The 24829-nt window shown below is 73.1% G+C and carries 18 protein-coding genes and 2 pseudogenes; 14 read left to right on the top strand and 6 right to left on the bottom strand.

Annotated elements, in window-relative coordinates:
* Positions 1-12: 12 nt before the first annotated feature.
* Positions 13-1179 (top strand): acyl-CoA dehydrogenase family protein, encoded by a 1167-nt coding sequence (locus ACFFHU_RS30905; protein WP_377344051.1) that lies wholly within the window; start codon positions 13-15, stop codon positions 1177-1179.
* Positions 1180-1270: 91 nt separating this feature from the next.
* A complete protein-coding gene (locus ACFFHU_RS30900; RefSeq protein WP_377344050.1) occupies positions 1271-2368 on the top strand; it encodes a type III polyketide synthase in 1098 nt (365 codons plus the stop codon).
* An 8-nt stretch (positions 2369-2376) separates the two neighbouring features.
* Here ACFFHU_RS30900 and ACFFHU_RS30895 read toward each other — a convergent pair whose 3' ends face one another.
* Positions 2377-3204, bottom strand: coding sequence for a hypothetical protein (locus ACFFHU_RS30895; protein ID WP_377344048.1), 828 nt, complete (start codon positions 3202-3204; stop codon positions 2377-2379).
* Positions 3205-3555: 351 nt separating this feature from the next.
* Between ACFFHU_RS30895 and ACFFHU_RS30890 the strand changes: the two genes are divergently transcribed.
* Genes ACFFHU_RS30890 through ispF form a run of 3 tightly spaced genes read left to right on the top strand, consistent with a single transcriptional unit; the run spans position 3556 to position 5323 of the window.
* A complete protein-coding gene (locus ACFFHU_RS30890; protein WP_007073334.1) occupies positions 3556-4041 on the top strand; it encodes a CarD family transcriptional regulator in 486 nt (161 codons plus the stop codon).
* Between the two features lie 37 nt (positions 4042-4078).
* Positions 4079-4777 (top strand): 2-C-methyl-D-erythritol 4-phosphate cytidylyltransferase, encoded by a 699-nt coding sequence (gene ispD, locus ACFFHU_RS30885; protein WP_377344047.1) that lies wholly within the window; start codon positions 4079-4081, stop codon positions 4775-4777.
* 48 nt (positions 4778-4825) lie between these two features.
* Positions 4826-5323 carry a 2-C-methyl-D-erythritol 2,4-cyclodiphosphate synthase gene (gene ispF, locus ACFFHU_RS30880; RefSeq protein ID WP_377344045.1) on the top strand — a complete coding sequence of 166 codons (498 nt, stop codon included), beginning with the start codon at positions 4826-4828 and terminating at the stop codon, positions 5321-5323.
* A 63-nt stretch (positions 5324-5386) separates the two neighbouring features.
* On the opposite strand, the gene ACFFHU_RS30875 is transcribed toward ispF, so the two are convergent.
* Complete coding sequence (locus tag ACFFHU_RS30875; protein ID WP_377344043.1) at positions 5387-6589, bottom strand: homogentisate 1,2-dioxygenase; 1203 nt, start codon at positions 6587-6589, stop codon at positions 5387-5389.
* Positions 6590-6684: 95 nt separating this feature from the next.
* On the opposite strand from ACFFHU_RS30875, the gene ACFFHU_RS30870 reads away from it, so the two are divergent.
* Together ACFFHU_RS30870 and fahA are read left to right on the top strand one after the other, a co-directional pair.
* On the top strand, positions 6685-7551 hold the full coding sequence (locus ACFFHU_RS30870; RefSeq protein WP_377344041.1) for a hypothetical protein: 867 nt from the start codon (positions 6685-6687) through the stop codon (positions 7549-7551).
* Positions 7548-8753 (top strand): annotated as a pseudogene (fahA, locus tag ACFFHU_RS30865) (fumarylacetoacetase); the annotation flags it as partial. The gene ACFFHU_RS30870 and the pseudogene fahA, both read left to right, overlap by 4 nt.
* Positions 8754-8872: 119 nt before the next feature.
* Here the strand turns inward: fahA and ACFFHU_RS30860 are convergent.
* Complete coding sequence (locus tag ACFFHU_RS30860; RefSeq protein ID WP_377344039.1) at positions 8873-9304, bottom strand: hypothetical protein; 432 nt, start codon at positions 9302-9304, stop codon at positions 8873-8875.
* 266 nt (positions 9305-9570) lie between these two features.
* Between ACFFHU_RS30860 and ACFFHU_RS30855 the strand changes: the two are divergent.
* Positions 9571-10023, top strand: a pseudogene (locus ACFFHU_RS30855) (SRPBCC family protein); the annotation flags it as partial.
* Between the two features lie 327 nt (positions 10024-10350).
* Positions 10351-11718, top strand: coding sequence for an outer membrane protein assembly factor BamB family protein (locus ACFFHU_RS30850; RefSeq protein WP_377344037.1), 1368 nt, complete (start codon positions 10351-10353; stop codon positions 11716-11718).
* A 57-nt stretch (positions 11719-11775) separates the two neighbouring features.
* On the opposite strand, the gene hisC is transcribed toward ACFFHU_RS30850, so the two are convergent.
* The 3 genes from hisC to hppD form a co-directional block, all read right to left on the bottom strand.
* A complete protein-coding gene (gene hisC, locus ACFFHU_RS30845) occupies positions 11776-12882 on the bottom strand; it encodes a histidinol-phosphate transaminase (RefSeq protein WP_377344036.1) in 1107 nt (368 codons plus the stop codon).
* Positions 12879-13997 (bottom strand): RDD family protein, encoded by a 1119-nt coding sequence (locus ACFFHU_RS30840; RefSeq protein ID WP_377344034.1) that lies wholly within the window; start codon positions 13995-13997, stop codon positions 12879-12881. The genes hisC and ACFFHU_RS30840 overlap by 4 nt, the downstream gene beginning before the upstream one ends.
* 114 nt (positions 13998-14111) lie before the next feature.
* Positions 14112-15323 (bottom strand): 4-hydroxyphenylpyruvate dioxygenase, encoded by a 1212-nt coding sequence (gene hppD / locus ACFFHU_RS30835; protein ID WP_377344033.1) that lies wholly within the window; start codon positions 15321-15323, stop codon positions 14112-14114.
* 129 nt (positions 15324-15452) lie between these two features.
* On the opposite strand from hppD, the gene ACFFHU_RS30830 reads away from it, so the two are divergent.
* The 5 genes from ACFFHU_RS30830 (at position 15453) to ACFFHU_RS30810 (ending at position 24669) form a co-directional block, all read left to right on the top strand.
* A complete protein-coding gene (locus ACFFHU_RS30830; protein WP_377344031.1) occupies positions 15453-15953 on the top strand; it encodes an Lrp/AsnC family transcriptional regulator in 501 nt (166 codons plus the stop codon).
* A 117-nt stretch (positions 15954-16070) separates the two neighbouring features.
* Positions 16071-17528, top strand: coding sequence for an outer membrane protein assembly factor BamB family protein (locus ACFFHU_RS30825; RefSeq protein ID WP_377344030.1), 1458 nt, complete (start codon positions 16071-16073; stop codon positions 17526-17528).
* A gap of 108 nt (positions 17529-17636) precedes the next feature.
* Complete coding sequence (locus tag ACFFHU_RS30820; protein ID WP_377344029.1) at positions 17637-19307, top strand: fumarate hydratase; 1671 nt, start codon at positions 17637-17639, stop codon at positions 19305-19307.
* Positions 19308-19442: 135 nt separating this feature from the next.
* Positions 19443-20852 carry a class II fumarate hydratase gene (locus ACFFHU_RS30815; RefSeq protein ID WP_377344027.1) on the top strand — a complete coding sequence of 470 codons (1410 nt, stop codon included), beginning with the start codon at positions 19443-19445 and terminating at the stop codon, positions 20850-20852.
* A 220-nt stretch (positions 20853-21072) separates the two neighbouring features.
* Complete coding sequence (locus ACFFHU_RS30810; RefSeq protein WP_377344026.1) at positions 21073-24669, top strand: hypothetical protein; 3597 nt, start codon at positions 21073-21075, stop codon at positions 24667-24669.
* Positions 24670-24829 lie beyond the last annotated feature (160 nt).

Below are 24829 nucleotides of genomic sequence, written 5' to 3'. Positions count from 1 at the left end.
TAAGGGGGCGACATGGCGGTCGACGCGCTGGATGCCGCGCGCAGGTTGGCGCCGCGGTTCGCGGCCCGGGCCGCGGAGCACGACCGGGACGGCTCGTTCCCGGCGTCGGACTTCGCGGACCTGGGCGAGGCGGGCCTGCTGGGCCTGATGGTGCCGACCGAGCTCGGCGGGCTGGGGTCCAGCTTCGCCGGCTACGCGGCGGTGGCCACCGAGCTGGCCCGGGGCAACGGCGCCACGGCGCTGGTGTTCAACATGCACGCCTCGGTGACCGGCGCGCTCGGCGCGGTCACCGAGGAACTCGCCCAGGCGCTGGGGATCCCGGACGAGGCCCTCGCCGCCCGGGACCGGCTGCTCGCCGACGCCGCGGCCGGATCCTGGTACGGGGTGGCCATGAGCGAGCGGGGCGCCGGCGCCCGGCTGTCGCAACTGTCCACGGTCTACGAACCGGTGGACGGCGGCTATCACATCAAGGGCGCCAAGACGTTCTGCTCGGGCGCCGGGCACGCCGACGCGTACCTCGTGGCCGCCCGCAGCGCCGCGGACCCGTCGGTGGTGTCGCAGTTCCTGGTGCCGGCCGGCGCCGGGGTGACCGTGGAGCCGACCTGGGACTCGTTGGGCATGCGCGCGACCTCCTCACACGACCTGCACCTGGACGCGGTGGTGCCGGCGGACCGACTGCTCGGTGGGGTGGAGGGGCTGGCCCTGGTGGTGGCCCAGCTGATGCCGCACTGGCTGGTGGCCAGCTATGCCGCGGTGTATGTCGGGGTGGCCCGGGCGGCCGTGGACGCGGCCGCCGAGCACCTGAACGCGCGGGGCCTCACCGGGCTGCCGGCGGTGCGCGCCCGGGTGGGCCGGGCGGACGCCGCGGCGGCCGCCGCGGAGCTGGTGGTGGCCGAGGCGGCCCGCCGGGTGGACGAGGCGCCCGGCGCGGAGGAGACCAACCGCTGGGTGTGGCGGGCGAAGCTGCTGGCCGGTACGACCGCGGCCGAGGTGGCGGCGTCCATGCTGGAGGCCGCCGGGACCTCGGCGACCCGCCGGGGACACCCGCTGGAGCGGCTGTACCGGGACGCCCGGTGCGGCTCCCTGCATCCGGCCACCTCGGATGTCTGCGCCGACTGGCTGGGCATCGCCGCTCTCGGCGGCGATCCGGATCGCGACGGCTCGGCGCCCCGATGGTGAGTGCCGGTGGGGTGATCGCCGGCGAACTGGGTACCGGCACGGTGGGTGCCGGGGTCCCGAGCGCCGCCGCGCGAGACGAGAGGCGGAAGGCATGACCCAATCACCGGTGATCGCGGGCCTGGGGGTGGCGACCCCGCCGCCCACCTCCCAGGAGGAGTTGTGGAGCGGCTTCTTCGCCGGGCACTTCACCGGCACGACCAGGGCGCTGGCCCAGCGGATCTTCGCGAACTCGGGCGTCACCACCCGGCAGGCGGCGGTCAACCCGCTGCTGGAGGACGTGTCCGACTGGCCGACCGAGCGCCGCATGCGCCGCTACCTCACCGAGGCGTTGCCGCTGGGCAAGGAGGCCGTCGACCGGGCGCTGGCCGCCGCCGGGGTGCCGGTCCGGGACATCGGGTTGTTCGCGGTCTGTTCCTGCACCGGGTACGCCACGCCGGGGCTGGACATTCTGCTGGCCCGGGACATGGGCATGGCGCCGGACACTCAGCGCCTGTTCATCGGGCACATGGGCTGTTACGCGGCACTGCCCGGGCTCGGCGTGGCCAGCGACTTCGTGGCGGCCCGGGGCCGGCCGGCGCTGCTGCTCTGCGCCGAGCTGACCAGCCTGCACATCCAGCCCGCGTCGGCCCGGATGGACACCCAGCAGATCATCTCGCACGCGCTCTTCTCGGACGCCGCCGTGGCGACGGTGCTGCGACCCGGCAGCGAGCCGGGGGACGGCGCCGGCGGGTACGCCGTCCGGGAGGTGGCCTCGGCGACCGACACCTCCACCTCGGACCACATGACCTGGGAGGTGACCGACCGGGGCTTCCGGATGGGCCTGTCGCCACGGGTGCCGCAGGTGCTCGCGGCGCACGTGGCCACGCTGGTCGACGACCTGCTGGACCGGCACGGCCTCACCCGGTCCGACGTCGACGGCTGGGCGGTGCACCCGGGTGGCCCGCGCATCCTCACCGTGGTGGAGCGCGAGCTGGGGCTGCCCGCCGACGCCCTGGATGCCTCCCGGGAGACGCTGGCCGAGCATGGCAACTGCTCCTCGCCCACGGCGCTGCTGATCCTCGACCGGATGCGCCGCGCGTCCCGGCCGCCCCGGCGGGTGCTGCTGCTCGCGTTCGGCCCGGGCCTGACCCTCTACGCGGCGCTCCTGGAGCGTGAGTCGGAGCGGGCGCTGGCGGGCGAGGCTGACTGACCGATCGATCAGTCCTTCACCAGCTCCGGCAGGTCGCGCCCGTAGTCCCGGGCGGGGTCCGTCGAGTCCGGGACCGTGCGGACGATCCGGGCGGACCGCCCGACCAGCACGGCGGTGGGCGTGCCGTCGGGCGTGCCCAGCCGGAGCGATGAGCGCAGCTCGCCGGCCGGGTCGACCAGCCGGCGGACCTGGCGGGCGGTGTCGGCCCGGCCCACCACCGGCCCGGGCGTGACCCGGCCGCTGGCCAGCGCCACCACCGTCACCTCCGCCGGCGCCGCGAGGGCGGCCGCGTCGATCCGGCTGGCGCAGTCGCAGCCGTCCACCACGAGGATGAGCGCGGGCAGCAGGCTGCGCAGGGAGATCAGCTCGCCGCGCTCGCCGACCAGGTCCAGCGCCGGCAGCGTCGACGCCGGGACGGTGCCGGCGCCCGCGCTGCCGCCGACCAGGCCGCCGCTGCCGGCGTCACCGGTGCCGACCGCCGGGCTGCTGGTCCGGCCGCCGGGCTGCCGGGTGGGGTTGGTCCGGATGACCGCGAACAGGCTGGTCAGCGTGGCCAGGACGGCGATCAGCAGGAGAAGCAGCGGCAGCCGGGGCAGATCGCGCCGGCGGCGCAGGACGCGCCAGCCGGGCGCTCCGGGCCGGCCCGGCGCCGGCGGCCGGCCGAGACGTCGCCGCCACCGCGCGGACCGGGCTCGGCGCCGCAACTCCCGCCGGAGGGCCGCGGCCTCCGCGGCCAGCTCGGCCGGATCGTCGGGAATGATCACGGAACCCCAGTCGGGCGGCAGGTCGGGCAGCCCGCCCTCCGGCCCACCGTCACCATTGCCCGACGAATTCATCGCGCCTCCTGCGGAACCGGCGAAGACGGGTGTTGCTCGGCTTCCAGCGTCGCGCACCGGCCGGCTAATCGCCAGTCTGTGCCGCTTCCTACCCGCCGGTCCGGCCCTGCTGGTGGCTCGGCCGGGATACCATCGGTAACGGACGGCGCACGCCGGCCGGTTGCACCGCCAAGCACTGCCGGCGGGTGATCTGTTCGTGACTCAGCGTGTCGGAATCATCGTTCCAACCAGCTGTCAAGCCGAAGAAAGACCTCTCACAGGGCCTCTGAGCTGCGTTAACGGTCAGGACTGCGGTGAGACATGGGTGCCTGAGCGTGTTACCCTAGACACAGCGAAAGGGGTTTCGAACCTATGGTTTTCAGTGTCGGCGAGACCGTTGTTTACCCCCACCACGGGGCCGCACTCATCGAGGCAATCGAGACTCGGGTCATCAAGGGCGAACCCAAGCAGTACCTCGTCCTGAGGGTTGCTCAGGGTGACCTGACCGTCCGGGTCCCTGCCGAGAACGCCGAGATCGTGGGCGTGCGCGAAGTGGTTGGCGAGGAAGGCCTGGGCAAGGTCTTCGATGTCCTCCGTGCCCCGCACACCGAGGAGCCCACGAACTGGTCGCGGCGTTACAAGGCAAATCTGGAGAAGCTGGCCTCCGGCAATCCGCTCAAGGTGGCTGAGGTCGTGCGCGACCTCTGGCGTCGGGAGCGGGAGCGGGGCCTGTCCGCGGGCGAGAAGCGGATGCTCGCCAAGGCCCGGGACATCCTGGTCGGCGAGGTCGCGCTCGCCGAGAAGAGCACCAAGGACGAGGCGGAGACCCTCCTCGACAAGGTGCTCACCGAGGCCTGAGACCCTCTTCGGCCCACCACCCTCGAAGGACCGCGACGTGACCGCGCAGCTCAATCCGCGCGGTGACGTCGCGGTCCTTGTTCCTGCCGGTGGCGCCGGGGTACGCCTCGGCCCCGGCGCTCCCAAGGCGCTCCGCCCGCTCGCCGGTGAGCCCCTGCTGGTGCACGCCGTCCGCCGGGTTTCGGCCGCGCCGTCCGTACGGGTGATCGTGGTGGCCGCCCCGGTCGTGGAGGTGGCCGCCGTTCGGGCCATGCTGGCCCCGGTGGCGCCGGTGATCGTCGTGCCCGGCGGCGCCACCCGGCAGGAGTCGGTGGCCGCCGCCCTGGCGGCCGTGCCGGCGGGGCCGGAGATCATCCTGGTGCACGACGCGGCCCGGGCGCTCGCGCCGAGCGGCCTCGTCGAGTCGGTGGCCGGGGCGGTCCGGGCCGGCCGGGAGGCCGTGATCCCGGTTCTCCCGGTGGTCGACACGATCAAGGAGGTGTCCGGCGCCGATCTGGTGGTGGGCACCGTGGACCGGTCGGCGCTGCGCGCCGTGCAGACGCCGCAGGGCTTCCGCCGCGCGGTGCTGACCGCCGCGCACGCGGCGGCCACGGATCCGCTCACCGACGACGCGGGGCTGGTGGAGAAGCAGGGCGTTCCGGTGGGCTGCGTGCCCGGATCCGAGTACGCGCTCAAGATCACCCGACCGTTCGATCTGCTGCTGGCCGAGCATCTGCTGACCCGGGTCGGCGCCTGAGGGCCCGACCCTGCGGCCCGCCGGCGGGTCCTGGCGTACCCTCGGCTCATGATCGTTCCGCGGGTCGGGGTCGGCACGGACGTCCACGCCTTCGAGGCCGGCCGACCCTGCTGGGTGGCCGGCCTGCTCTGGCCGGACCTCGACGGGCTGGCCGGGCACTCCGACGGCGACGTGGCGGCGCACGCCGGCTGCGACGCCCTGCTCTCGGCCGCCGGCCTGGGCGACCTGGGCTCGAACTACGGGGTGGCCGAGCCCGAGTGGGCGGGCGCCGCGGGCGTCGCGTTGCTGGCCGAGACCGCGCGCCGGGTTCGGCGCGCCGGCCTGGAGATCGGCAACGTCTCGATCCAGGTCATCGGGGTACGGCCCAAGATCGGTCGCCGCCGCGACGAGGCGCAGCGGGCGCTGAGCGACGCGCTGGGCGCCCCGGTGACGGTGTCCGGCACCACCACGGACGGGCTGGGGCTGACCGGCCGGGCCGAGGGCCTGGCCGCCATCGCCGTGGCCACCGTGTACGCCCCACCCACCCCGCGCATCGTCCCCGTGTAAGGAAGGGCCCCCTCTTACCGTTTCCGGTATAGGAAGGGTCCCCTCTTAACGCCCGAAGGCCGCTCAGCGGGCAGTGCGGCCGGACCAGGTCCAGGCGTAGCCGGGGTCCTCGCAGGCCAGTCCGGCGTCGCAGAGGTCCAGCGGCCGGAAGGTGTCGATCATGACGGCCAGCTCGTCGAAGAAGTCGGCCCCGATGGCCCGTTCCACCGCCCCCGGCTGGGGGCCGTGGGTGAATCCGGCCGGGTGCAGCGAGATGGAGCCCTGCTCGATCCCCGAGCCGCGCCGGGCCTCGTAGTTGCCGCCCGTGTAGAACATCATCTCGTCCGAGTCCACGTTGTGGTGGTTGTACGGCACGGGGATGGCCTGCGGGTGGTAATCCACCTTGCGGGGCACGAACGAGCAGATCACGAAGTTCGGGCCCTGGAACGTCTGGTGCACCGGTGGCGGCTGGTGCACCCGCCCGGTGATCGGCTCGAAGTCGTGGATCGAGAACGCCCACGGGTAGAGGTGACCGTCCCAGCCCACCACGTCGAACGGGTGGTTGGCATAGACGAAACGCGTCCACGCAGTGCCGCTGCCACCCGGGCCGGAGGCCCGGGAGCGGTGCCGGACCAGCACCTCGACGTCCTCGCCGTCGACCAGCAGCGGCTCGCCGGGGCCGCGGACATCCCGCTCGCAGTACGGCGAGTGCTCCAGGAACTGCCCGCGGACCGAGAGGTACCGCTTGGGCGGCCCGACGTGGCCGGTGGCCTCGAACGCCAGCAGCCGGACCGGCCCGTCCCCGGTGGGTACGAGCCGGTGCACCACCGAGGTCGGGATGATCACGTAGTCGCCGGCGGTCACCTCCAGCACCCCGAAGGTGGACTCGACCCGCAGGTCACCGGCCTCGACGTACAGGCACTCGTCGCCGATCGCGCTGCGGTACAGCGGCGAGGGACGGTCGGCCACCGCGTACGCGATCCGGACGTCGTCGTTGGCGAGCAGGTACTGGCGGCCCAGCACCGGGTCGGCGCCCGCGGTGTCCAGCTTGTGGGTACGCAGGTGCCGCGGCTTCAGCGGCAGGTTGGGCGCCCGGGTGACGGCGGGCGGGCTGAACTCCTCGGCCGCCACGATCGCCGTGGGCAGGTGCCGGTGGTAGAGCAACGACGAGTCGGAGGAGAAGCCCTCCTGGCCCATCAGCTCCTCGGCGTACAGGCTGCCGTCGGGCTGGCGGAACTGGGTGTGCCGCTTGCGGGGCACCTCGCCGACGCTGCGGTAGTACGGCATGTCAGCCTCCCGATTTGTCCCGGTCACCGGCCGGTGCTGTCCGATAATCGGACGCGGTTGTCCGTTACTCGTAGCGTCCCGTAAGTTCTCTGTTCGTGTCAACGCAGCTGCCCCGGCTCTTCGACGGCCTCGTCGACGACGCCGCGGTCTTCCCGCCGGGCAGCGCCAGCGTGCCCGACGCGGTCGCCGCGCACCGGCGGCACCGGGCCGCCTGGTACGCCGACCTGGTGGGTCCGCTGCTGCTGCCCGCCTCGGCCGTCACCACCGGCGCGCTGACCGGCCTGGTCGAACCCGGCGAGGACCTCGTGATCGGGCTGATCGGGGACACCGGCCTGGACCGGCTGCCCGCGACGCTGTCGTCGACCGGGCTCACCGGCTGCACCGTCCGCCAGGTCGAGGTGCCGGTGGCCAAGCGTGGCGAGGACCCGCAGCCCGGCCTGACCCGGCTCGGCCCGCTGGTGGCCGAGCGCACCGACCTGGACTTCTACGCCGAGGTGCCGCTCACCTTCGGCCTGCTGGCGGCGCTCGACACGATCGCGGCCACCCGGGCCGGCGGCGGGCGGCTGGCCGCGAAGTTCCGCACCGGCGGCCTGGCCGCCGAGCTCTTCCCGACCCCGGTGGAGCTGGCCGCGGTGATCTGCGCCTGCCGGGACCGGAAGCTGCCGTTCAAGCTCACGGCCGGGCTGCACAACGCGCTCCGGCACACCGATCCGGAGACCGGGTTCGCCCACCACGGCTTCGTCAACGTGCTGGCCGCCACCGCGGCCGCGCTCGACGGCGCCGAGGTGGCCGACATGGCCGAACTGCTCGCGGCCACCGACCCGCTCCGGGTGGTGGACCCGATCCGGGCACGCCGGGACGGCGAGCGGCCGCTCTGGGTCGGCTTCGGCTCGTGCAGCGTGGTCGACCCGCTGACCGATCTCATCCGACTGGGCCTGGTGAACGGGGGATTCGAGACATGACCTGGGTGACCGGCGCGGTGGGCTCGCCGTACGGGACGCACAACCTGCCGTACGGGGTGTTCCGCCCCGCGGCCGGTCCCCGATCCGGCGGCGACGACGCGCGGATCGGGGTCCGCATCGGGGACCTGGTGCTCGATCTGAACCGGGCCGAGGAGGCCGGCCTCATCATGGCCGGTGGCGCCCTGCGCCGGCCGGTGCTCAACGAGTTCCTGTCGCTCGGCCGCCCGCAGTGGACCGCCGTCCGGGAGCGGATCGTGGAGCTGCTCACCGACGAGGCGCACCGGGCGGCCGTGCAGCCGCTGCTCGTGCCGCTCGCCGACGTCGAGCTGCTGCTGCCGATCGCGGTGGCCGACTACGTGGACTTCTACTCCTCCGAGCAGCACGCCGGCAACGTCGGCCAGATCTTCCGGCCGGGCCAGCCCGCCATCCTGCCGAACTGGAAGCACCTGCCGATCGGCTACCACGGCCGGGGCGGCACGGTGGTCGTCTCCGGCACCCCGGTGGTCCGGCCCTGCGGCCAGCGTCCCACCCCGGACGGGCCCGTCTTCGGCCCGTCGGCGCGGCTGGACATCGAGGCCGAGGTCGGCTTCGTGGTGGGCGTACCGTCCGCGCTCGGCCGGCCCGTGCCCGTCGACGACTTCCCGGCGCACGTCTTCGGCGTGGTCCTGGTGAACGACTGGTCCGCCCGGGACATCCAGGCCTGGGAGTACCAGCCGCTGGGTCCGTTCCTCGGCAAGTCGTTCGCCACCTCCATCTCGGCCTGGGTGGTGCCGCTGGAGGCGCTCGCCGACGCCTGGGTGCCGGCGCCCCGGCAGGACCCGCCGGTGCTCGACTACCTGCGTGACGTACCGCACCTGGGGCTGGACCTGCGGCTGACCGTCGAGTGGAACGGCAACCGGGTGAGCGATCCGCCCTTCGCCGGCATGTACTGGACGCCGGCCCAGCAACTCGCGCACCTGACCGTCAACGGCGCCGCGCTGCGCACGGGTGACCTCTACGCCTCCGGAACGGTCTCCGGCCCCGAGCGCGGCCAGGTCGGCTCGTTCCTGGAGCTGACCTGGGGCGGCGCCGAGCCGGTCACGCTCGCCGACGGCACGACGCGGACCTTCCTGGTCGACGGCGACACCGTGACGATCAGCGCCACGGCGCCCGGCCCGGACGGCACGACCGTCGCCCTCGGCGAGGTGACCGGCACGATCATGCCGGCCACCGCCGCCCCGGCCACCGCCGGACCGGCCACCGCCGCCCCGGCCACCGCCGCCCCGGCCACTGCCGCCCCGGCCACCGCCGGACCGGCCGGCTTGGCGTCGTCGGAGTCCGGTCAGGACGACGCGACCGCGTAGTCGGCCCAGAGCAGCAGCGGCGGCTGCCCGTCGCTGGCCACCACCCGGTGCACCCAGCTCCGGATCAGGTCGCGGCGCCGGTCCGGGTCCGACCGCCGGCCGGCGGACCAGGTCCGCCACCGCCGTAGCGTCCAGCGCGGCGCGTGGTCCAGCGCCGCCGTGACCACGGCGCCGAACACCTCACCCTCAAGGCGACCCGCCGGTACGGGAGGCCGCCCGCAACCCGCGTCGCACCGGTAGAAGCGCTCCGGTGGCCCGGATCCGCCGAGCCGGTCCGCCGGCACCATCGGGGTGCCGCAGTGGCACCAGATCAACCCCCAGAGGAGGTACGGCGTCGGCCGGCCGGGGTGTTCCCACCAGGCCCGGGCCGGCCCCGGTTCGTTCGATCCGTCCTCTCCGTCCTGCGCCATGGGCTGTCGCCTCCCGTCTTCCCCCGTCAAACCGCCCACGGCAGCCGGCGCCCGGCCGGAGCGATGCGGGCGAATGCCACCGAGTCTGCCGATTCGCGGTGAGCGACGCAATGCTCACTCTTTGGTGATCAAATTTTCGACCGTATCGCCGAGGTCGGCTTCGGGCGATCGACGGGTCTGACTTCCGGCCGGCGGCCGGCACTCCCTGCCGGTAACCCGGTTACGGATCGCGGTGCCGCGTCGTACCGTGGTTCGGGGAGGTGGCCATGTCGACAGTGGCGGTGACCAGGTTGATCGGGGCCGGTGTCGATGAGCTGTGGCGGGTCTTCACCGACCTGCCGGCCCGGGTCACCAACCTGTCCACCGTGGAGAACGTCGAGGTCCGCTCGGCGGGCGCCTTCGGCCCGGGCACCCGGTGGCGGGAGATCCGCACCCTGCCCGACGGCCTCCAGGTCGGCGAGGAGTACGTGGTGGAACGGGTCGATCCGCCGGTGCTCTGCGCGATCACCTCCCCGGGGGTGGGCGCCGACTACCGCATCACCTACCGGTTCACGCCGGTGACGGTGGGCCGGCACCGCGGCTGCACCACGGTGACCGTGATCCAGGAGGGCGGCCCCACCGCGCCGTACGGTCGGCTGTTGGCGCTGATGTTCGGCGGCCTGGCGGCCCGGACGGTCGAGGGCGCCCTGCGCCGCGACCTGGCCGAGCTGGCCGCGGCCGTCGAGCGCCGCGGCGATCCGCGGCAGGCCGGCGATCCGCGGCAGGCCGGCGATCCGCGGCAGGCTGGCGGCGATCCGCGGCAGGCCGGCGATCCGCGGCAGAGCGGCGATGCTCGCCGGGCCGACGGCGATCCGCGGCGGCGTGGTCGCGACGACCCGGCCACCGCCGCCTAGGTTCTGTCTCGCGCTCAATTCGACCCAGAAGTCGCCGGTCTGCGGCGGACCGTCCAGCAAACGTCATGCCTGACAGGCATAATTATGACTTTCAGGTATAGCTGAGGGCCCCGCCGCCGGGCCGTGCCCAGGTCGGTGGATAGGGTCCGGGATATGGCGATTTCGCGGCGACTCCGCCGGGGCCCGCTGATCGGCGCCGCCGTGCTGGCGGTCGTGGTCACCGGCGCGGTGGCCTACCGGGCCTTCGCTCCCGCCGAGACGCTCACGGTGGCCCGGCCGGCGGCCTATCCGGCCGAGCCGGACAGTCCGGCGGGGGTGCGCGGGACGCTGCCGACCGCCCCGCTCATCGTGGCCGGCCGGATCCGGGTCTACGCCGCAGCCCGGGAGGTGAGCGCGGACGGTCCGGTCGACGCGACGTACCGCAACACGCCGACCTGGGCGTACCGGCGCTGGCCCGCGCAGCTCACCGGCGTGGTGGCCACGGCACCGGCCGGCTCGGCCGACTCGGCCGGCTCGGGCGGGGCGGCCGGCTCGGGCGGGGCGGCCGGCTCGGGCGGCGGGGCGGCGGCACCGGCCGGTGCCACCGGGGACGGCGCCGACCCGCTGGTGGTGACGCGCTGGTCGGACGGCGAGCTGGTGGCGCTGGACGCCCGGACCGGCCGGATCGGCTGGCGGGCCGCCGGTCCGGCGACCGACGCCCGGTACGACGGCCGGCGCACCGGCGCGGGCACCGTCTACGCGCCGCCGGGGCTGCGGCTGGCCGCTCCGCCGGGCGGATCCCCCGTGCTCATCGTGGCCGGCCGCACCGAGCTGGTCGGCCTCGACGCCCGCACCGGACGCCGGCTCTGGCGGGTCGACGTGCCGGCGGCGTGCCGGACCGACCAGCTGACCACCGCCGCCGGCGAGTTCGCCGCCATCGACACCTGCGACACGCCGTGGGCGGTGGAGTTCCGGAACGTCGCCACCGGCGCGGTGCTGCGCCGGTGGCATCCGGAGGCCGGCGCCGAATGGACCGGGCTGGCCGGTCTGGGCTGCGCGGCCGGCCGGTCCGGTTGCCCCGCGATCCGCGTCACCGACCGGGCGGGCGGCGGGCAGGGCTGGCTGGTGGACCGGCCGCAGCCGGCCCGGGACGAGCTGCTGGATCCGTCCGGGGTGGCCGTCGTGGACGGGCTCGCCGTCGCGGTCCAGGGCACCGTGGTGCTGGCCCGGCCCGCGGCCGGCGGCCGGGAGCGGTGGCGGCACACCGTCCCGGCCGGCACGACGGTGCTGGCCGTCCAGCCCGGCCGGGTGCACCTGCTCGGCGCCGACCGGCAGCTGCTCACCCTGGACTCCCGGACCGGCCGCGAGCTGTCCCGCTTCGACCTGCGGTACGGCGAGGACGGGACCGGCTGGGACCCGGGCGCCGCGTACGCCGCCGACGGGTTCGTGGCCGTCGAGCGGCTCGCCCCGCCGGTGGACCCGAGCGCCGGCGACCAGCGGTACTACCTGGCCGCCCGCCCGGTCATCCTCGCCGCCACCTGACGCCCCCGCCTCGCCCCACCCGCCGCGGTCGGGGAGGGAGAGGGGTGGCGAGGGGGGTCAGGTCAGGGTGGCCTCGGCTACGGCCAGGAAGAGGTCGTTCTCGGCCGGCGTACCGATGGTGACCCGGACGCCGTCGCCGGGGAACGGGCGGACGATCACCCCGCGCGCCTCGCAGGCCCGGCCGAACTCCACCGCCCGGTCGCCCAGCGGCAGCCAGACGAAGTTGGCCTGGCTCTCCGGGACGTCCGGCAGCAGCTTGCGCAGGGCCGCGGTGACCCGGTCCCGCTCGGCGATGACCAGCGCGCAGCGCCGGCGTACCTCGTCGGCCTGGCCCAGCGCGGCCAGCGCCGCGGCCTGGGCCACCGCGCTGGTGGAGAACGGCGTGACCACCTTGCGCACGGCGGTGGCCACGTCCGGCTGGGCGACCAGGTAGCCGATCCGCAGGCCGGCCAGGCCCCACGCCTTGGACAGGGTGCGCAGCACGGCCACGTTGGGCCGGTCGCCGTACTCGGCCAGCCCGTCCGGCACCTCCGGGTCGGTGACGAACTCCTTGTACGCCTCGTCCAGCACCACCAGCGTGCGCTCGGGCACGGCATCCAGGAAGGCGTCCAGCTCGGCGCGCCGCAGGCTGGTGCCGGTCGGGTTGTTCGGGTTGCAGACCAGGACCAGGCGGGTGCGGTCGGTCACGGCCGCGGCCATGGCCGCGAGGTCGTGCCCGTGCTCGGCCGTGTTGGGCACCCGCACGCTGGTCGCGCCGCTGGTCGCCGCGATGATCGGGTACGCCTCGAAGGAGCGCCACGAGTAGACGACCTCGTCGCCGGGCACGCAGGTGGCGCGTACCAGATTCTCGGCCAGGGCCACCGAGCCGCAGCCGGTGGCGATCCGCTGCGCGTCCACGCCGAACATCGCGGAGAGGGCGTCGCGCAGCGCCACCACGCCCATGTCCGGGTAGCGGTGCGCGGTGGCGGCCGCCTCCGCCACCGCCTCGACCACGCCGGGCAGCGGGCCGTACGGGACCTCGTTGCTGGCCAGCTTGACGGCCTCCGGCAGGCCGAGTTCGCGGGCGAGGTCGGCCGGGCTTCGTCCCGGTACGTAGTTGGGCAGCGCGTCGAGGTCGGCACGGGTGAGCCGGACGGCGGGCACGGGGTCGCCGGGGGTGGTCATTCGGAACCTCCTTGGGGTTTGTCGGCGCCGCCGGCGCCGTCGGCCTGTGCTGTGTTTTCGCGCGCCCCGGCCCGGGTGGCGGGCCGGGGAACCCGGACGACCACGGTCTGCGCGGCCTTGTCGTGCAGCGCCTGGCGCAGCGGCCGGTCGAACAGCGGGTAGAGGCTGTCGATGAACTGGATCACGAAGCCCACGCAGCAGACCCAGAGGAACACCGGCACGCCCCCCAGCACGTTCCACCGGCGCATGGACCGGCCGAAGGTGAGCCCCGGGTCGGCGCCCACGGAGACGACCTTGACGCCCATCAGCCGCTTGCCGAGGGTCTGCCCGGTGGTGGCCACGGCCGGCACCTCGTAGGCGAACCACAGCGCCACGATGATCAGCAGGATCGCGATCTGCAGCCCGGCCGCCTGCTCGCCGGCCTGGGGCAGGTTGTCCGTGGACGAATCCCCGGCCATCGACCGGCGGAGCACCTCCCGGTAGACCGGGGCGACCTCCTGCACGTACCGCCAGACGAACCAGCCGTTGACCACGACGTTGAGCAGCAGCACGGCGAGGATGTCGATGAGCCGCGCGACGAGCCGCGGGCCGAGGGCGGCGAGCGCCAGGCCGTGCGGGCGCGGCTCGGGGAACCGGAAGCCGGGCGGCACCGGGCTGCCGGTCCAGCCGGGTGGCGGTCCGGCCGACCAACCGGGCGGTGCCTGCCCCCAACCCGGCGGCGGCGTCCCCGGCGGCCAGCCGGATGGCGCGCCCTGGCCCCAGCCGGGCGGTGGCTGACCCTGGCCCCAGCCGGGCGGTGGCTGACCCTGGCCCCAGCCGGGCGCGGCGGCGCCGGTCGGCGGGTGCGCGCCGGTGGACGTACCCCCGGGGCGGTCGGCCGGAGCGGTCGGGGCCGCACCGGGCTCGCCTACGACGCCGCTCGGCGCGCCGCCCGGGCTACCCGGCCCGCTCGCCGGCTCGGCGGCCGGACCTGCCGGTTCGGGCTCGGCCGGCGGGGGGCCGGGGGGCGGCGTGGCGTCCACCGGCAGCGGCGCGCCGATCCACCCCTCGCCGTCCCAGTAGCGCTGCGTGCTCGGCTCGGCCGGATCGCGGTACCAGCCCGGTTGCACCGTCACGGCGCGGACCTCGACATTCTCACGCTGGCACCTTATCCGCGTGTGGGTAGGCGCGAGCGGCGCGGCGGCCCTCCCGGACCGCCACGCCGACCGTCGTGCCCGGGTGGGACCGGGTCACAGGTTGCCGCGGGCCTCCTGCTCGCGCTCGATGGCCTCGAACAGGGCCTTGAAGTTGCCCTTGCCGAAGCCGAGCGAGCCGTGCCGCTCGATCAGCTCGAAGAACACGGTGGGCCGGTCCTGCACCGGCTTGGTGAAGATCTGCAGCAGGTAGCCGTCCTCGTCCCGGTCCACCAGGATCTTGCGGGACTTCAGCTCCTCGATCGGCACCCGGACGTTGCCGATCCGGGCCCGCAGCTCCGGGTCGTCGTAGTACGAGTCCGGGGTGTCCAGGAACTCGACGCCGGCCGCCCGCATGGCGTCGACGCTGCCGAGGATGTCGTTGGTGGCCACGGCGATGTGCTGCGGGCCGGCGCCCTGGTAGAACTCCAGGTACTCGTCGATCTGCGACTTCTTCCGGGCGATGGCCGGCTCGTTGAGCGGGAACTTGACCTTGCGGGTGCCGCTCGCTACGACCTTGGACATCAGCGCCGAGTAATCGGTGGCGATGTCGTCGCCGACGAACTCGGCCATGTTGGTGAAGCCCATGACCCGCTTGTAGAACTCGACCCACTCGTCCATCTTGCCGAGTTCGACGTTGCCGACCACGTGGTCGACGGCCTGGAAGAACCGCTTGGGCTGGAGCCCGGCCTCGATGGCCGGCCGCCGGTCCACGATCGGGCCGCGGGCCACGAACCCGGGCAGGAACGGCCCGGTGTAGCGGGAGCGGTCGACCAGCGTGTGCCGGGTGTCGCCGTAGGTGGCGATGCTGGCCACCCGTACCGTGCCGTGCTCGTCGGTGAGGTCGTTCGGCTCGACCAGCCCGGTGGCGCCCTGCGCGGTGGCGTGCGCGTACGCGGCGTCGACGTCCGGCACCTCCATGGCGATGTCGATGACCCCGTCGCTGTGCCGGGCCACGTGCGCGGCGCCGGGGGCGTCCGGCCGCACGGCGCCGGTGAAGACGAATCGGGCCGAACCGCTGGTCAGCACGTATTCGGCGTAGTCCCGGTAGCCCTGCTCGGGCCCGCGGTACGCCACGCAGGTCATCCCGTACGCCGTGGAGTAGTAGTGCGCCGCCTGCTTGGCGTTCCCGACCATGAAGTGGACGTAGTCGAGGCCCTTCACCGGGAACGGGTCATGCGAGATGTCGTGGTCGACGGCGCCGATCAGTACGTCGACGTCAACGTCGTCGCCTGCGCCGTCGGTCGGCCGGTCGATCGCCTGGGTCATCGCGACTCCCTCCAATTGGCGCCCGCTTCGTGGGCGGCGTCCTGTGGCGAGGATCGCTGGTCCCCTGGCCATTGGGCAACTGTCCGACGATCTGGTGGTCAGGTTGCGCATTCCGTATGGTCAACCGGCATGAACGCTGTACAGGATGACCAGCTTGATCGGCTGGATGTCCGACTCGTGGATCTGCTCGCGGCGGAGCCCCGGATCGGGGTGCTGGAGTGCTCGCGCCGGCTCGGCGTGGCCCGCGGCACGGTGCAGGCGCGGCTGGACAAGCTGCTCTCCCGGGGCGTGATCCGGAGCTTCGGCCCGGAGATCTCGCCGGCCGCCATCGGCTTCGCGGTGACCTCCTTCGTCACCCTGGAGATCAGCCAGCGGCACGGCCACCAGGCCGTCACGGCCCACCTGGCCCGGATCCCCGAGGTGCTCGAGGCGCACACGATCACCGGGGCGAGCGACCTGCTGTGCCGGATCGTGGCCCGGTCCAACACCGACCTGCAGCGGGTGATCGACCAGATCGTCTCGTACGAGGGCATCACCCGGGCCTCCAGCCTGATCGCGCTTGCCGAGCAGATCCCGTACCGCGTCCTGCCGCTCGTCCGCTCGATCGGTGGCGGGCAGCCGGCCGCGTAGGCCGGCCGCTACGGACCGTCGCGGCCGCGACGGTCCGTAGCGGCGCCCGCCCGGGAAAGGGCCGCGACACGCCTGCGGGGTGCCACGGTTGTACGTGAACTTGGCTACGGTGATCCGGTGGCGAAGGGGAACGGCCCTTGCGTGAAGTGCTGGCTGGCCTTCGCGGCGGTGGCGGTCGTCATCCTGGCCGTGACCGGCGTCTGGAACCCCTTCCCCAAGATGTGGCAGTGGGCCAGCTCCAGCCGGGCGCTGTCCGACCCCAAGCCGGCCTGGCAGCAGCAGATGGGCGGCACGCCCACCACCGCCACCATCGCCGGCGACGCCGTGGTGGTCGAGGAGCGGACCGTGGTCGAGGCCCGCAGCCGGGCCACCGGCGTGCAGCTCTGGCAGCGCAAGGCCGACTGGGCCGCGGTGGCCGGCGACGGACCGGACGCGGTGGTCCTGGTCGGCAAGCTGCTGACCAGGGGGTACGACGTGCTCGACCCGACCAGCGGGACGGTGCGCCGCAAGGACACCTCGGCGCAGGCCGTCTGGGCATACCGGAACGCCCTGCTGGACGCGCGCTGCAGCAGCTCCACCGACTGCACCCTGACCGCCTGGGATCCGCGCGGCAGCACGGCGCTGTGGAGCACCTTCATCCCTGGCGTGAGCACCGGGCTCACCGCCGACAGCCCGCGGGGGCTCAACCCGCGGCCCATCGACGCCCGCCAGGTGGACGACGACGCGGCCGGCCCGCAGCTGATGCCGCCGCTGCTGGGGCTGCCGGTGGACGGCAAGGTGGTCGTGGTGGACACCGCCATCGGGCGGGTCGTGCAGAACACCAAGCCCGCGCAGGAGGACCGGGTCGTCGTGGTGGGCGGCCGGGTGGTCCGGGTCCAGGCCCGGTCGGCCGACGGCACCTGCTACTTCACCGTGACGGCCACCGACCCGGCCAACGGGCAGGAGGTGTGGCGGCGGACCGGGCTCAACCTGCGCACCGCCGACGGCGCCGGCTGCGCGCAGCGGGAAAACCCGCAGGGCGGCCAGAACGTGCTGGTCGGGGTGGGCGCGGACGGCCGCGAGCTGGTCCTCGACGCGTACGACGGGCGGCAGCTGTGGACCGGCGCCGCCGGCGAGAAGCTGCTCGCGGTCGACGACCGGTACGCGGTGGCCCGGGCCGGCGACCAGAAATCGGTGAACTCGCACGAGCTGGCGTTCGGCGGCCTGCGCTGGACCCGGTCGGTCGACGCCAAGGCCGCGGTGGCGCTGACCCCGTACGCCGCTGTGGTCATCGACAACGAGCCGGACCGGATCATCGCGGTCGACCCGCGGACCGGTCGGGAGCTGGTGAACGTCCACTCGACCGCCAAGGTGCTCGCGGTGGGCCCGGCCGGCATGGTGATCGGCGACGGTCGGGACATCGGCTACCTGCCGTTCGGCACCATCCAGGGCGCACCGGGCCCGGCGCCGGGTCGCCCGGTCGGCAGCCCGACCGGCGACGGCAACGGCGACGGCGTGCCGGCCACGCCCGCCCCGACCTGTGGCGGGCCCAAGAACGAGGTCTGCCCGCCGCCGGCCGACGGCGCCGCCGGCTGATCCCGGGTCGCCGCTGAGCTGGTACGACTCGTCCGGCGCGGCCCCACCGGTCGCGGGGGCAGCCGGCGGTTGTCACCGATGGGCCGGTCTGTCCTAGGCTTGCCCCTCATGAGCAGTGCCGCCGACTTCTCCTACGCGCCCCTGCTGCCGGTGGGGCCGGACCGCGCCGAGTACCGGTTGATCACCGACGAGGGCGTCGACGTCGTACACGGTCCCGGTGGCCGGCGTTTCCTCACCGTGGAGCCGGCCGCGCTGACGGCCTTGACCGCCGAGGCCATGCACGACATCGCGCACTACCTGCGCCCGGCCCACCTGGCGCAGCTCCGGTCGATCATCGACGATCCGGCCGCCTCGCCGAACGACCGGTTCGTGGCGCTGGACCTGCTGCGAAACGCCAACATCGCGGCCGGCGGGGTGTTGCCGATGTGCCAGGACACCGGCACGGCCATCGTGATGGGCAAGCGCGGGCGGCACGTGCTCACCGACGGCGGGGACGCGGAGGCCATCGCCCGCGGCGTCTTCCAGGCGTACACCCGGCTCAACCTGCGCTACTCCCAGCTCGCCCCGCTGACCATGTGGGACGAGCGGAACACCGGGACGAACCTGCCGGCGCAGATCGACCTGTACGCCGAGGACCCGGACGGGCACGCCGACGCGTACAAGTTCCTGTTCATGGCCAAGGGCGGCGGCTCGGCCAACAAGTCCTACCTCTACCAGGAGACCAAGGCGCTGCTGAACCCGAGTCGGATGATGCGGTTCCTGGAGGAGAAGCTGCGGCTGATCGGCACGGCCGCGTGCCCGCCGTACCATCTGGCCATCGTGATCGGCGGCACCTCGGCCGAGTACGCGTTGAAGACGGCCAAGTACGCCAGCGCCAAATACCTGGACGCGCTGCCCACGGTGGGCTCGATGACCGGGCACGGCTTCCGGGACCTGGAGTTGGAGGCGGAGGTGCTGGAGCTGACCCGGCAGTTCGGCATCGGGGCGCAGTTCGGCGGCCGGTACTTCTGCCACGACGTACGCGTGGTCCGGCTGCCCCGGCACGGCGCTTCCTGCCCGGTGGCCATCGCGGTCTCCTGCTCGGCCGACCGCCAGGCCGTCGCCAAGATCACCCCGTCCGGGGTCTGGCTGGAGCGGCTGGAGACCGACCCGGCGCGGTTCCTGCCGGACGTCACCGAGGGCCAGCTGGACGCCGGCGCCGAGGTGGTCCGGGTCGATCTCAACCGGCCGATGGCCGAGATCCGCGCCGAGCTGGCGAAATATCCGGTCAAGACCCGGCTGTCGCTGACCGGCCCGCTCGTGGTGGCCCGGGACATCGCGCACGCCAAGATCGCCGAGCGGCTGGACGCGGGCGAGCCGATGCCGCAGTACCTGCGGGACCACGCGGTCTACTACGCGGGCCCGGCGAAGACGCCGGAGGGCTACGCCTCCGGCTCGTTCGGGCCCACCACGGCCGGCCGGATGGACGCGTACGTACAGAAGTTCCAGGCGGCCGGCGGGTCGTACGTGATGCTCGCGAAGGGCAACCGGTCCAGCCAGGTGACGCGGTCCTGCGCCGAGCACGGCGGCTTCTACCTCGGCTCGATCGGCGGCCCCGCGGCCCGGCTCGCCCAGGACTGCATCAAGCACGTCGAGGTGCTCGAATACCCCGAGCTGGGCATGGAAGCGGTCTGGAAGATCGACGTCGAGGACTTCCCGGCGTTCATCGTGGTGGACGACAAGGGCAACGACTTCTTCGCCGAGGTCACCAAGCCGGTCCTCACCATCGGCCGCAGCTAGGGACGCCGGCGCTCCCGTCCGCGGCGCGCCCGGCGCCGGTTTCAGGTGTTAGGAAGGGCCCCTTCCTATACAAAAAGCGATAAGAAGGGGCCCTTCCTTTCGGCTCATCTGCGGGTGGGGCGGGGGCGGGGCAGGATGGGGTGCGTGACGACTCCAGAGGATGCCGGATTCCGGATCGAACGCGACACGATGGGCGAGGTCGAGGTGCCGGCCGAGGCGCTGTGGCGGGCCCAGACCCAGCGGGCGGTGCAGAACTTCCCGATCTCCGGCCGCGGGCTCGAGCCGGCACACATCCGCGCGCTGGCCCAGATCAAGGGCGCGGCCGCGCAGATCAACGCCGAGTTGGGTGTGCTCGACCCGGAGGTGGCCTCGGCCATCGCCACCGCCGCGGCGCACGTGGCGGACGGCGGCTACGACGACCAGTTCCCGGTGGACGTCTTCCAGACCGGCTCGGGCACCTCGTCCAACATGAACACCAACGAGGTGATCGCCACGCTGGCGTCCCGGGAACTGGGCCGGGACGTGCACCCGAACGACGACGTCAACGCCTCGCAGTCGAGCAACGACGTCTTCCCGTCCTCGATCCACCTGGCCGCCACGCAGGCCGTCATCCACGACCTGGTGCCGGCGCTGGAGCACCTGGCCGGCGCGCTGGAGGGCAAGTCGGCGGAGTTCGAGACGGTGGTGAAGGCCGGCCGGACCCACCTGATGGACGCCACGCCGGTCACCCTCGGCCAGGAGTTCTCCGGGTACGCGGCCCAGGTCCGGTACGGCGTCGAGCGGATCCAGGGCGTGCTGCCCCGGCTGGCCGAGCTGCCGCTCGGCGGCACGGCGGTGGGCACCGGCATCAACACCCCGGTCGGCTTCGCGGCCCGGGTGATCGACCGGCTGCGCGAGCAGACCGGCCTGCCGGTGACCGAGGCCCGCAACCACTTCGAGGCGCAGGGCGCCCGGGACGCGCTGGTGGAGACCTCGGGCCAGCTCAAGACCATCGCCGTGGGGCTCTACAAGATCGTCAACGACCTCCGCTGGATGGGTTCGGGTCCCCGGGCCGGGCTGCGCGAGCTGCGCATCCCGGACCTCCAGCCGGGTTCCTCGATCATGCCCGGCAAGGTGAACCCGGTCGTGCCGGAGGCCGTCCGGCAGGTCTGCGCGCAGGTGATCGGCAACGACGCGGCCGTGGGCTTCGCCGGCAGCCAGGGCGACTTCGAGCTCAACGTCATGCTGCCGGTGCTCGGCCGCAACCTGCTGGAATCGATCCGGCTGCTGGCCGCGGTGAGCCGCCTGCTGGCCGACCGCTGCGTGGTCGACCTGGTCGCGAACGCGGACGTCTGCCTCTCGTACGCCGAGGGCTCGCCGTCGATCGTCACCCCGCTCAACCGCCACCTCGGGTACGACGAGGCCGCCTCGATCGCCAAGGAGGCGCTGGCCCGGGAGGCCACCATCCGGCAGGTGGTGATCGAGCGCGGGCACGTCGAGTCGGGCCGGCTCACCGAGGAGCAGCTGGACGAGGCGCTGGACGTGCTCCGGATGACCCATCCGTGAGTCCGCTGTCGCGCTGAGTCATCAACCGGGCGTTGTCCCGATTGGTGGGCCGAACGCCGTTTTTGCTGGTCTGTCTGTTGTAACCGACAAAATGGGGGTGTTTATCGATCTCCGCTGGTAGTCCAATGACTACGTAACGTCACTGGACGCTGACGCGGGGACAGTGGGGCCCAACGAGGGGTGTTCGACAGGGTGTGCCCGCGCCGGGGAGGAGCAGGGCATGCCCGAGAACCCCAACCAACAACCAGAAGGCGCCGAAACCGAGGAAGGGTCGGTTGCCCTGGCGCCCGCGGTGATCCCGCGGCAGGACACGCCGGACGCGCCGACGGAGGAGGACCTGCCGGCGCCGGCGGCGGCCCCGCCGGACTACTTCGACTTCATCCCGAACTTCGCCAACAGCCCGCTGCCGGTGGTGGTGGGCGGCGTGGTGCAGACCGGCACCGGCATGCGGAAGTTCATCGACCGGCTGCCCGGCTTCGGGCCGGCCAACGCCGACGACCTGGGCAACTACATCCCGGTGGCGGTGCCGGACACCATCACCTACCCGGGCAGCGACTACTACGAGATCGGCATCCAGCAGTACACCCAGCAGCTGCACCGGGACCTGCCGGCCACCCGGCTGCGCGGCTACAAGCAGCTCAACAACGGCACCGACGCGCAGGGCCACAACACCATCGCCCCGCCGGCCCGGCCCTACTACGGCGGTCCGGTGATCATGACGAGGCGGAACCGGCCGGTGCGGGTCAAGCTGGTCAACCAGCTTCCCACGGGAAACCTGTTCCTGCCGGTGGACATCACCATCGGCGGCGCGGGCACCGGTCCGCTGAGCCCCACCGAGCTGTATACGCAGAACCGGGCCATCGTCCACCTGCACGGTGGCGAGACCCAGTGGATCAGCGACGGCACGCCGCTGCAGTGGTTCACCCCGGCCGCCCAGGTGACGTCGTACCCGCGCGGGGCCAGCTATGCCAATGTGCCGGACATGCCCGACCCGGGGCCCGGCGCCATGACGTTCTACTACCCCAACCAGCAGAGCGCCCGGATGCTGTGGTTCCACGACCACACCGAGGGGATAACCCACCTGACCCCGTACAGCGGGCAGATCAGCACGTACTTCATCAGCGACCCGGTCGAGCAGCAGATGATCACCGACGGGGTGATCCCGGCCGACTACACCGAGCTGGTGTTCCAGGACAAGACGTTCGTGCCGGACCCCACCCAGCTGGCCGCGCAGGATCCCACCTGGGACACCGCCAACTGGGGCGGCAAGGGGAGCCTGTGGTTCCCGCACGTCTACATGCCCAACCAGAACCCGTACAACGACACCGGCATCAACGTGATGGGGCGCTGGGACTACGGCCCCTGGTTCTGGCCGCCGTTCACCGGCATCGAGCACGGGCCGGTGCCCAACCCGTACTACGACCCGGTGAACCGGCCCTGGGAGCCACCGTTGCAGCCGGACACCCCCACCCCGTCGGTGGTGCCGGAGTCGTTCGCCGACACCGTGCTGGTCAACGGCGTCCCCTATCCGACGCTGCAGGTGCAGCCCAAGGCGTACCGGTTCCGGATCCTGAACGCCTGCAACGACCGCTTCCTCAACCTGCAGCTCTACTACGCGGCCTCCAACGGCACCATGTGGAACCCGGACGGCACCCTGGCCGACGGGGCGGCCGGCGAGGTGACGATGGTGGAGGCGTGCCCGAACCCAGACTTCCCGCCGACCTGGCCGACCGACGGCCGTGAGGGTGGGGTGCCGGACCCGGCGTCGGTCGGCCCGGACTGGATCCAGATCGGCAACGAGGGCGGCTTCCTGCCCGGCGTGGCCATCGTCCCGCCGCAGCCGATCAACTACCAGTACGACCGGCGGTCCGCCACCGTGCTCAACGTCACCGACCACTCGCTGCTGCTCGGGCCGGCGGAGCGGGCCGACGTGATCGTGGACTTCTCGTCGGCGCCGCCGGGCAGCAAGATCATCCTCTATCAGGACTGCCCGGCGCCGATCCCCGGCTTCGACCCGCGCTACGACTACTACACCGACGACCCGGACCGGACCGACGCCGGCGGCGCGCCCAGCACCCTGCCCGGGTATGGGCCGAACACCCGGACGTTGCTGCAGTTCCAGGTGTCCGGCACCCCGGCCGCGCCGTTCGACCTGGCCAAGCTCGAGGCGCGGCTGCCGCAGGCGTACGGGCAGAGCCAGCCCAAGCCGATCGTGCCGGAGATCGCGTACAACGTGCCGTTCGGTTTGAACGTCACGCACAACACGTACGCCTCCATCCAGGCCACCGACCTGACCTTCGTGCCGGTCGGCGGCGTCACCCCGGTGACGCTGGACCTGCAGCCCAAGGCCATCGTCGAGGACTTCGACCCGGTCTACGGCCGGATGAACACCAACCTGGGCGTGGAACTGCCGAAGACCTCGGCGTTCATCCAGACCACCATCCCGCTGCCGTACATCAACCCGCCCACCGAGATCCTGCGGATGTCCAACCTGGCCACCCCGGTGGGCTCGCCGGGCGACGGCACCCAGCTGTGGAAGGTCACCCACAACGGGGTGGACACGCACGCCATCCACTTCCACTACTTCAACGTGCAGCTGGTCAACCGGGTCGGCTGGGACGGCGTCTACAGCCCGCCTGACCCGAACGAGCTGGGGTGGAAGGACACCGTCCGGATGAACCCGCTGGAGGACGTGATCGTGGCGATGCGGCCCGCGCTGCCGGCCAACCCGCCGTTCAAGGTCGGCGACAGCGTGCGGCTGCTCGACCCGACCCAGGTGCCGGGCACCACGAACGGCTTCGCCCAGATCGACCCGGCCACCGGCGACCCGGCCGTGGTCACGAACGTCCCCTACAACTTCGGCTGGGAGTACGTCTGGCACTGCCACATGGTGGATCACGAGGACTTCGACATGATGCGCCCGATCGTGATCCAGGTGTCCCCGGCCCCGCCGACCGGGCTCACCGCGACCGCTTCGCCGGGCTCGGTCAGCGTCCCGCCGTCCATCGTCCTGCGCTGGACCAACAACGCCACCCTGCCGGCCGCCACCAACGTGCTGCTGCAACGCGCCACCGACGCCAACTTCAGCACCGGCCTGATCAGCTTCAACCTGCCGGCCGGCGCCACCACGTTCACCGACACCACGGCGGTGCCCGGGGTGACGTACTACTACCGGGTGCGGGCGGAGAACTCCGCGTCCTACTCGGCGTGGACGGCCACCGCCTCGGCCAGCGTGTCCCTGGCCGCGCCGACCGGGCTGGTCGCCACGGTGCCCACCGGAACGCCGTTGCGGGTCGTCCTGAACTGGACGAACAACTCGTACGCCACCGGCGTGCAGGTGCAACGGGCCACCAACCCGACGTTCACCGCCGGGCTGGTGACCGTGTCGCTGGGCGTCACGAACACCTACACCGACACCACCGTCTCGGCCAACACCGTCTACTACTACCGGGTCCGCACCAGCTATCTGGGCGCCTTCTCGCCGTTCTCCAACGTGGCCACCGCGACCACGCCCGCCGTGCCGGCGGTGCCCACCAACCTGCAGGGAACCGCGGTGGCCGCCGCCGGCAACACGGCCACCATCACCGTCACCTGGTCGGAGAGCGCCGGCAGCGTCGTCACCGGGTTCACCCTCCAGCGGGCCACCGACGCGGCCTTCACCGCCAACCTCATCACGTTCAATCTCTCCGCCGCCAGCCGTAGCTTCGTCGACACCGGCCGGGCCCGGAACACCACCTACTACTACCGGATCGCCGCCATCAACGCCGCCGGCAGCTCCGGCTTCACCTCCGCGATCGCCGTGAAAACCCCGGCCTGACCCGAAGGAAGGGCCCCTTGTTATCGCTTTTTGTATAGCAGGGGGCCCTTCTTAACGCCCGAACGCCGGGACGCCGGGACGCCGGGACGCCGGGACGCCGGGACGGCCGGACGTCGGGACGGCGGGACGGCCGGACGTCGGGACGGCGGGACGGCCGGAC

This window comes from Plantactinospora siamensis (assembly GCF_042434095.1).
Lineage (GTDB): Bacteria > Actinomycetota > Actinomycetes > Mycobacteriales > Micromonosporaceae > KBS50.
Note: the sequence above shows the minus strand (reverse complement) of the source record. Positions and strands in the feature narration are given on the sequence as shown.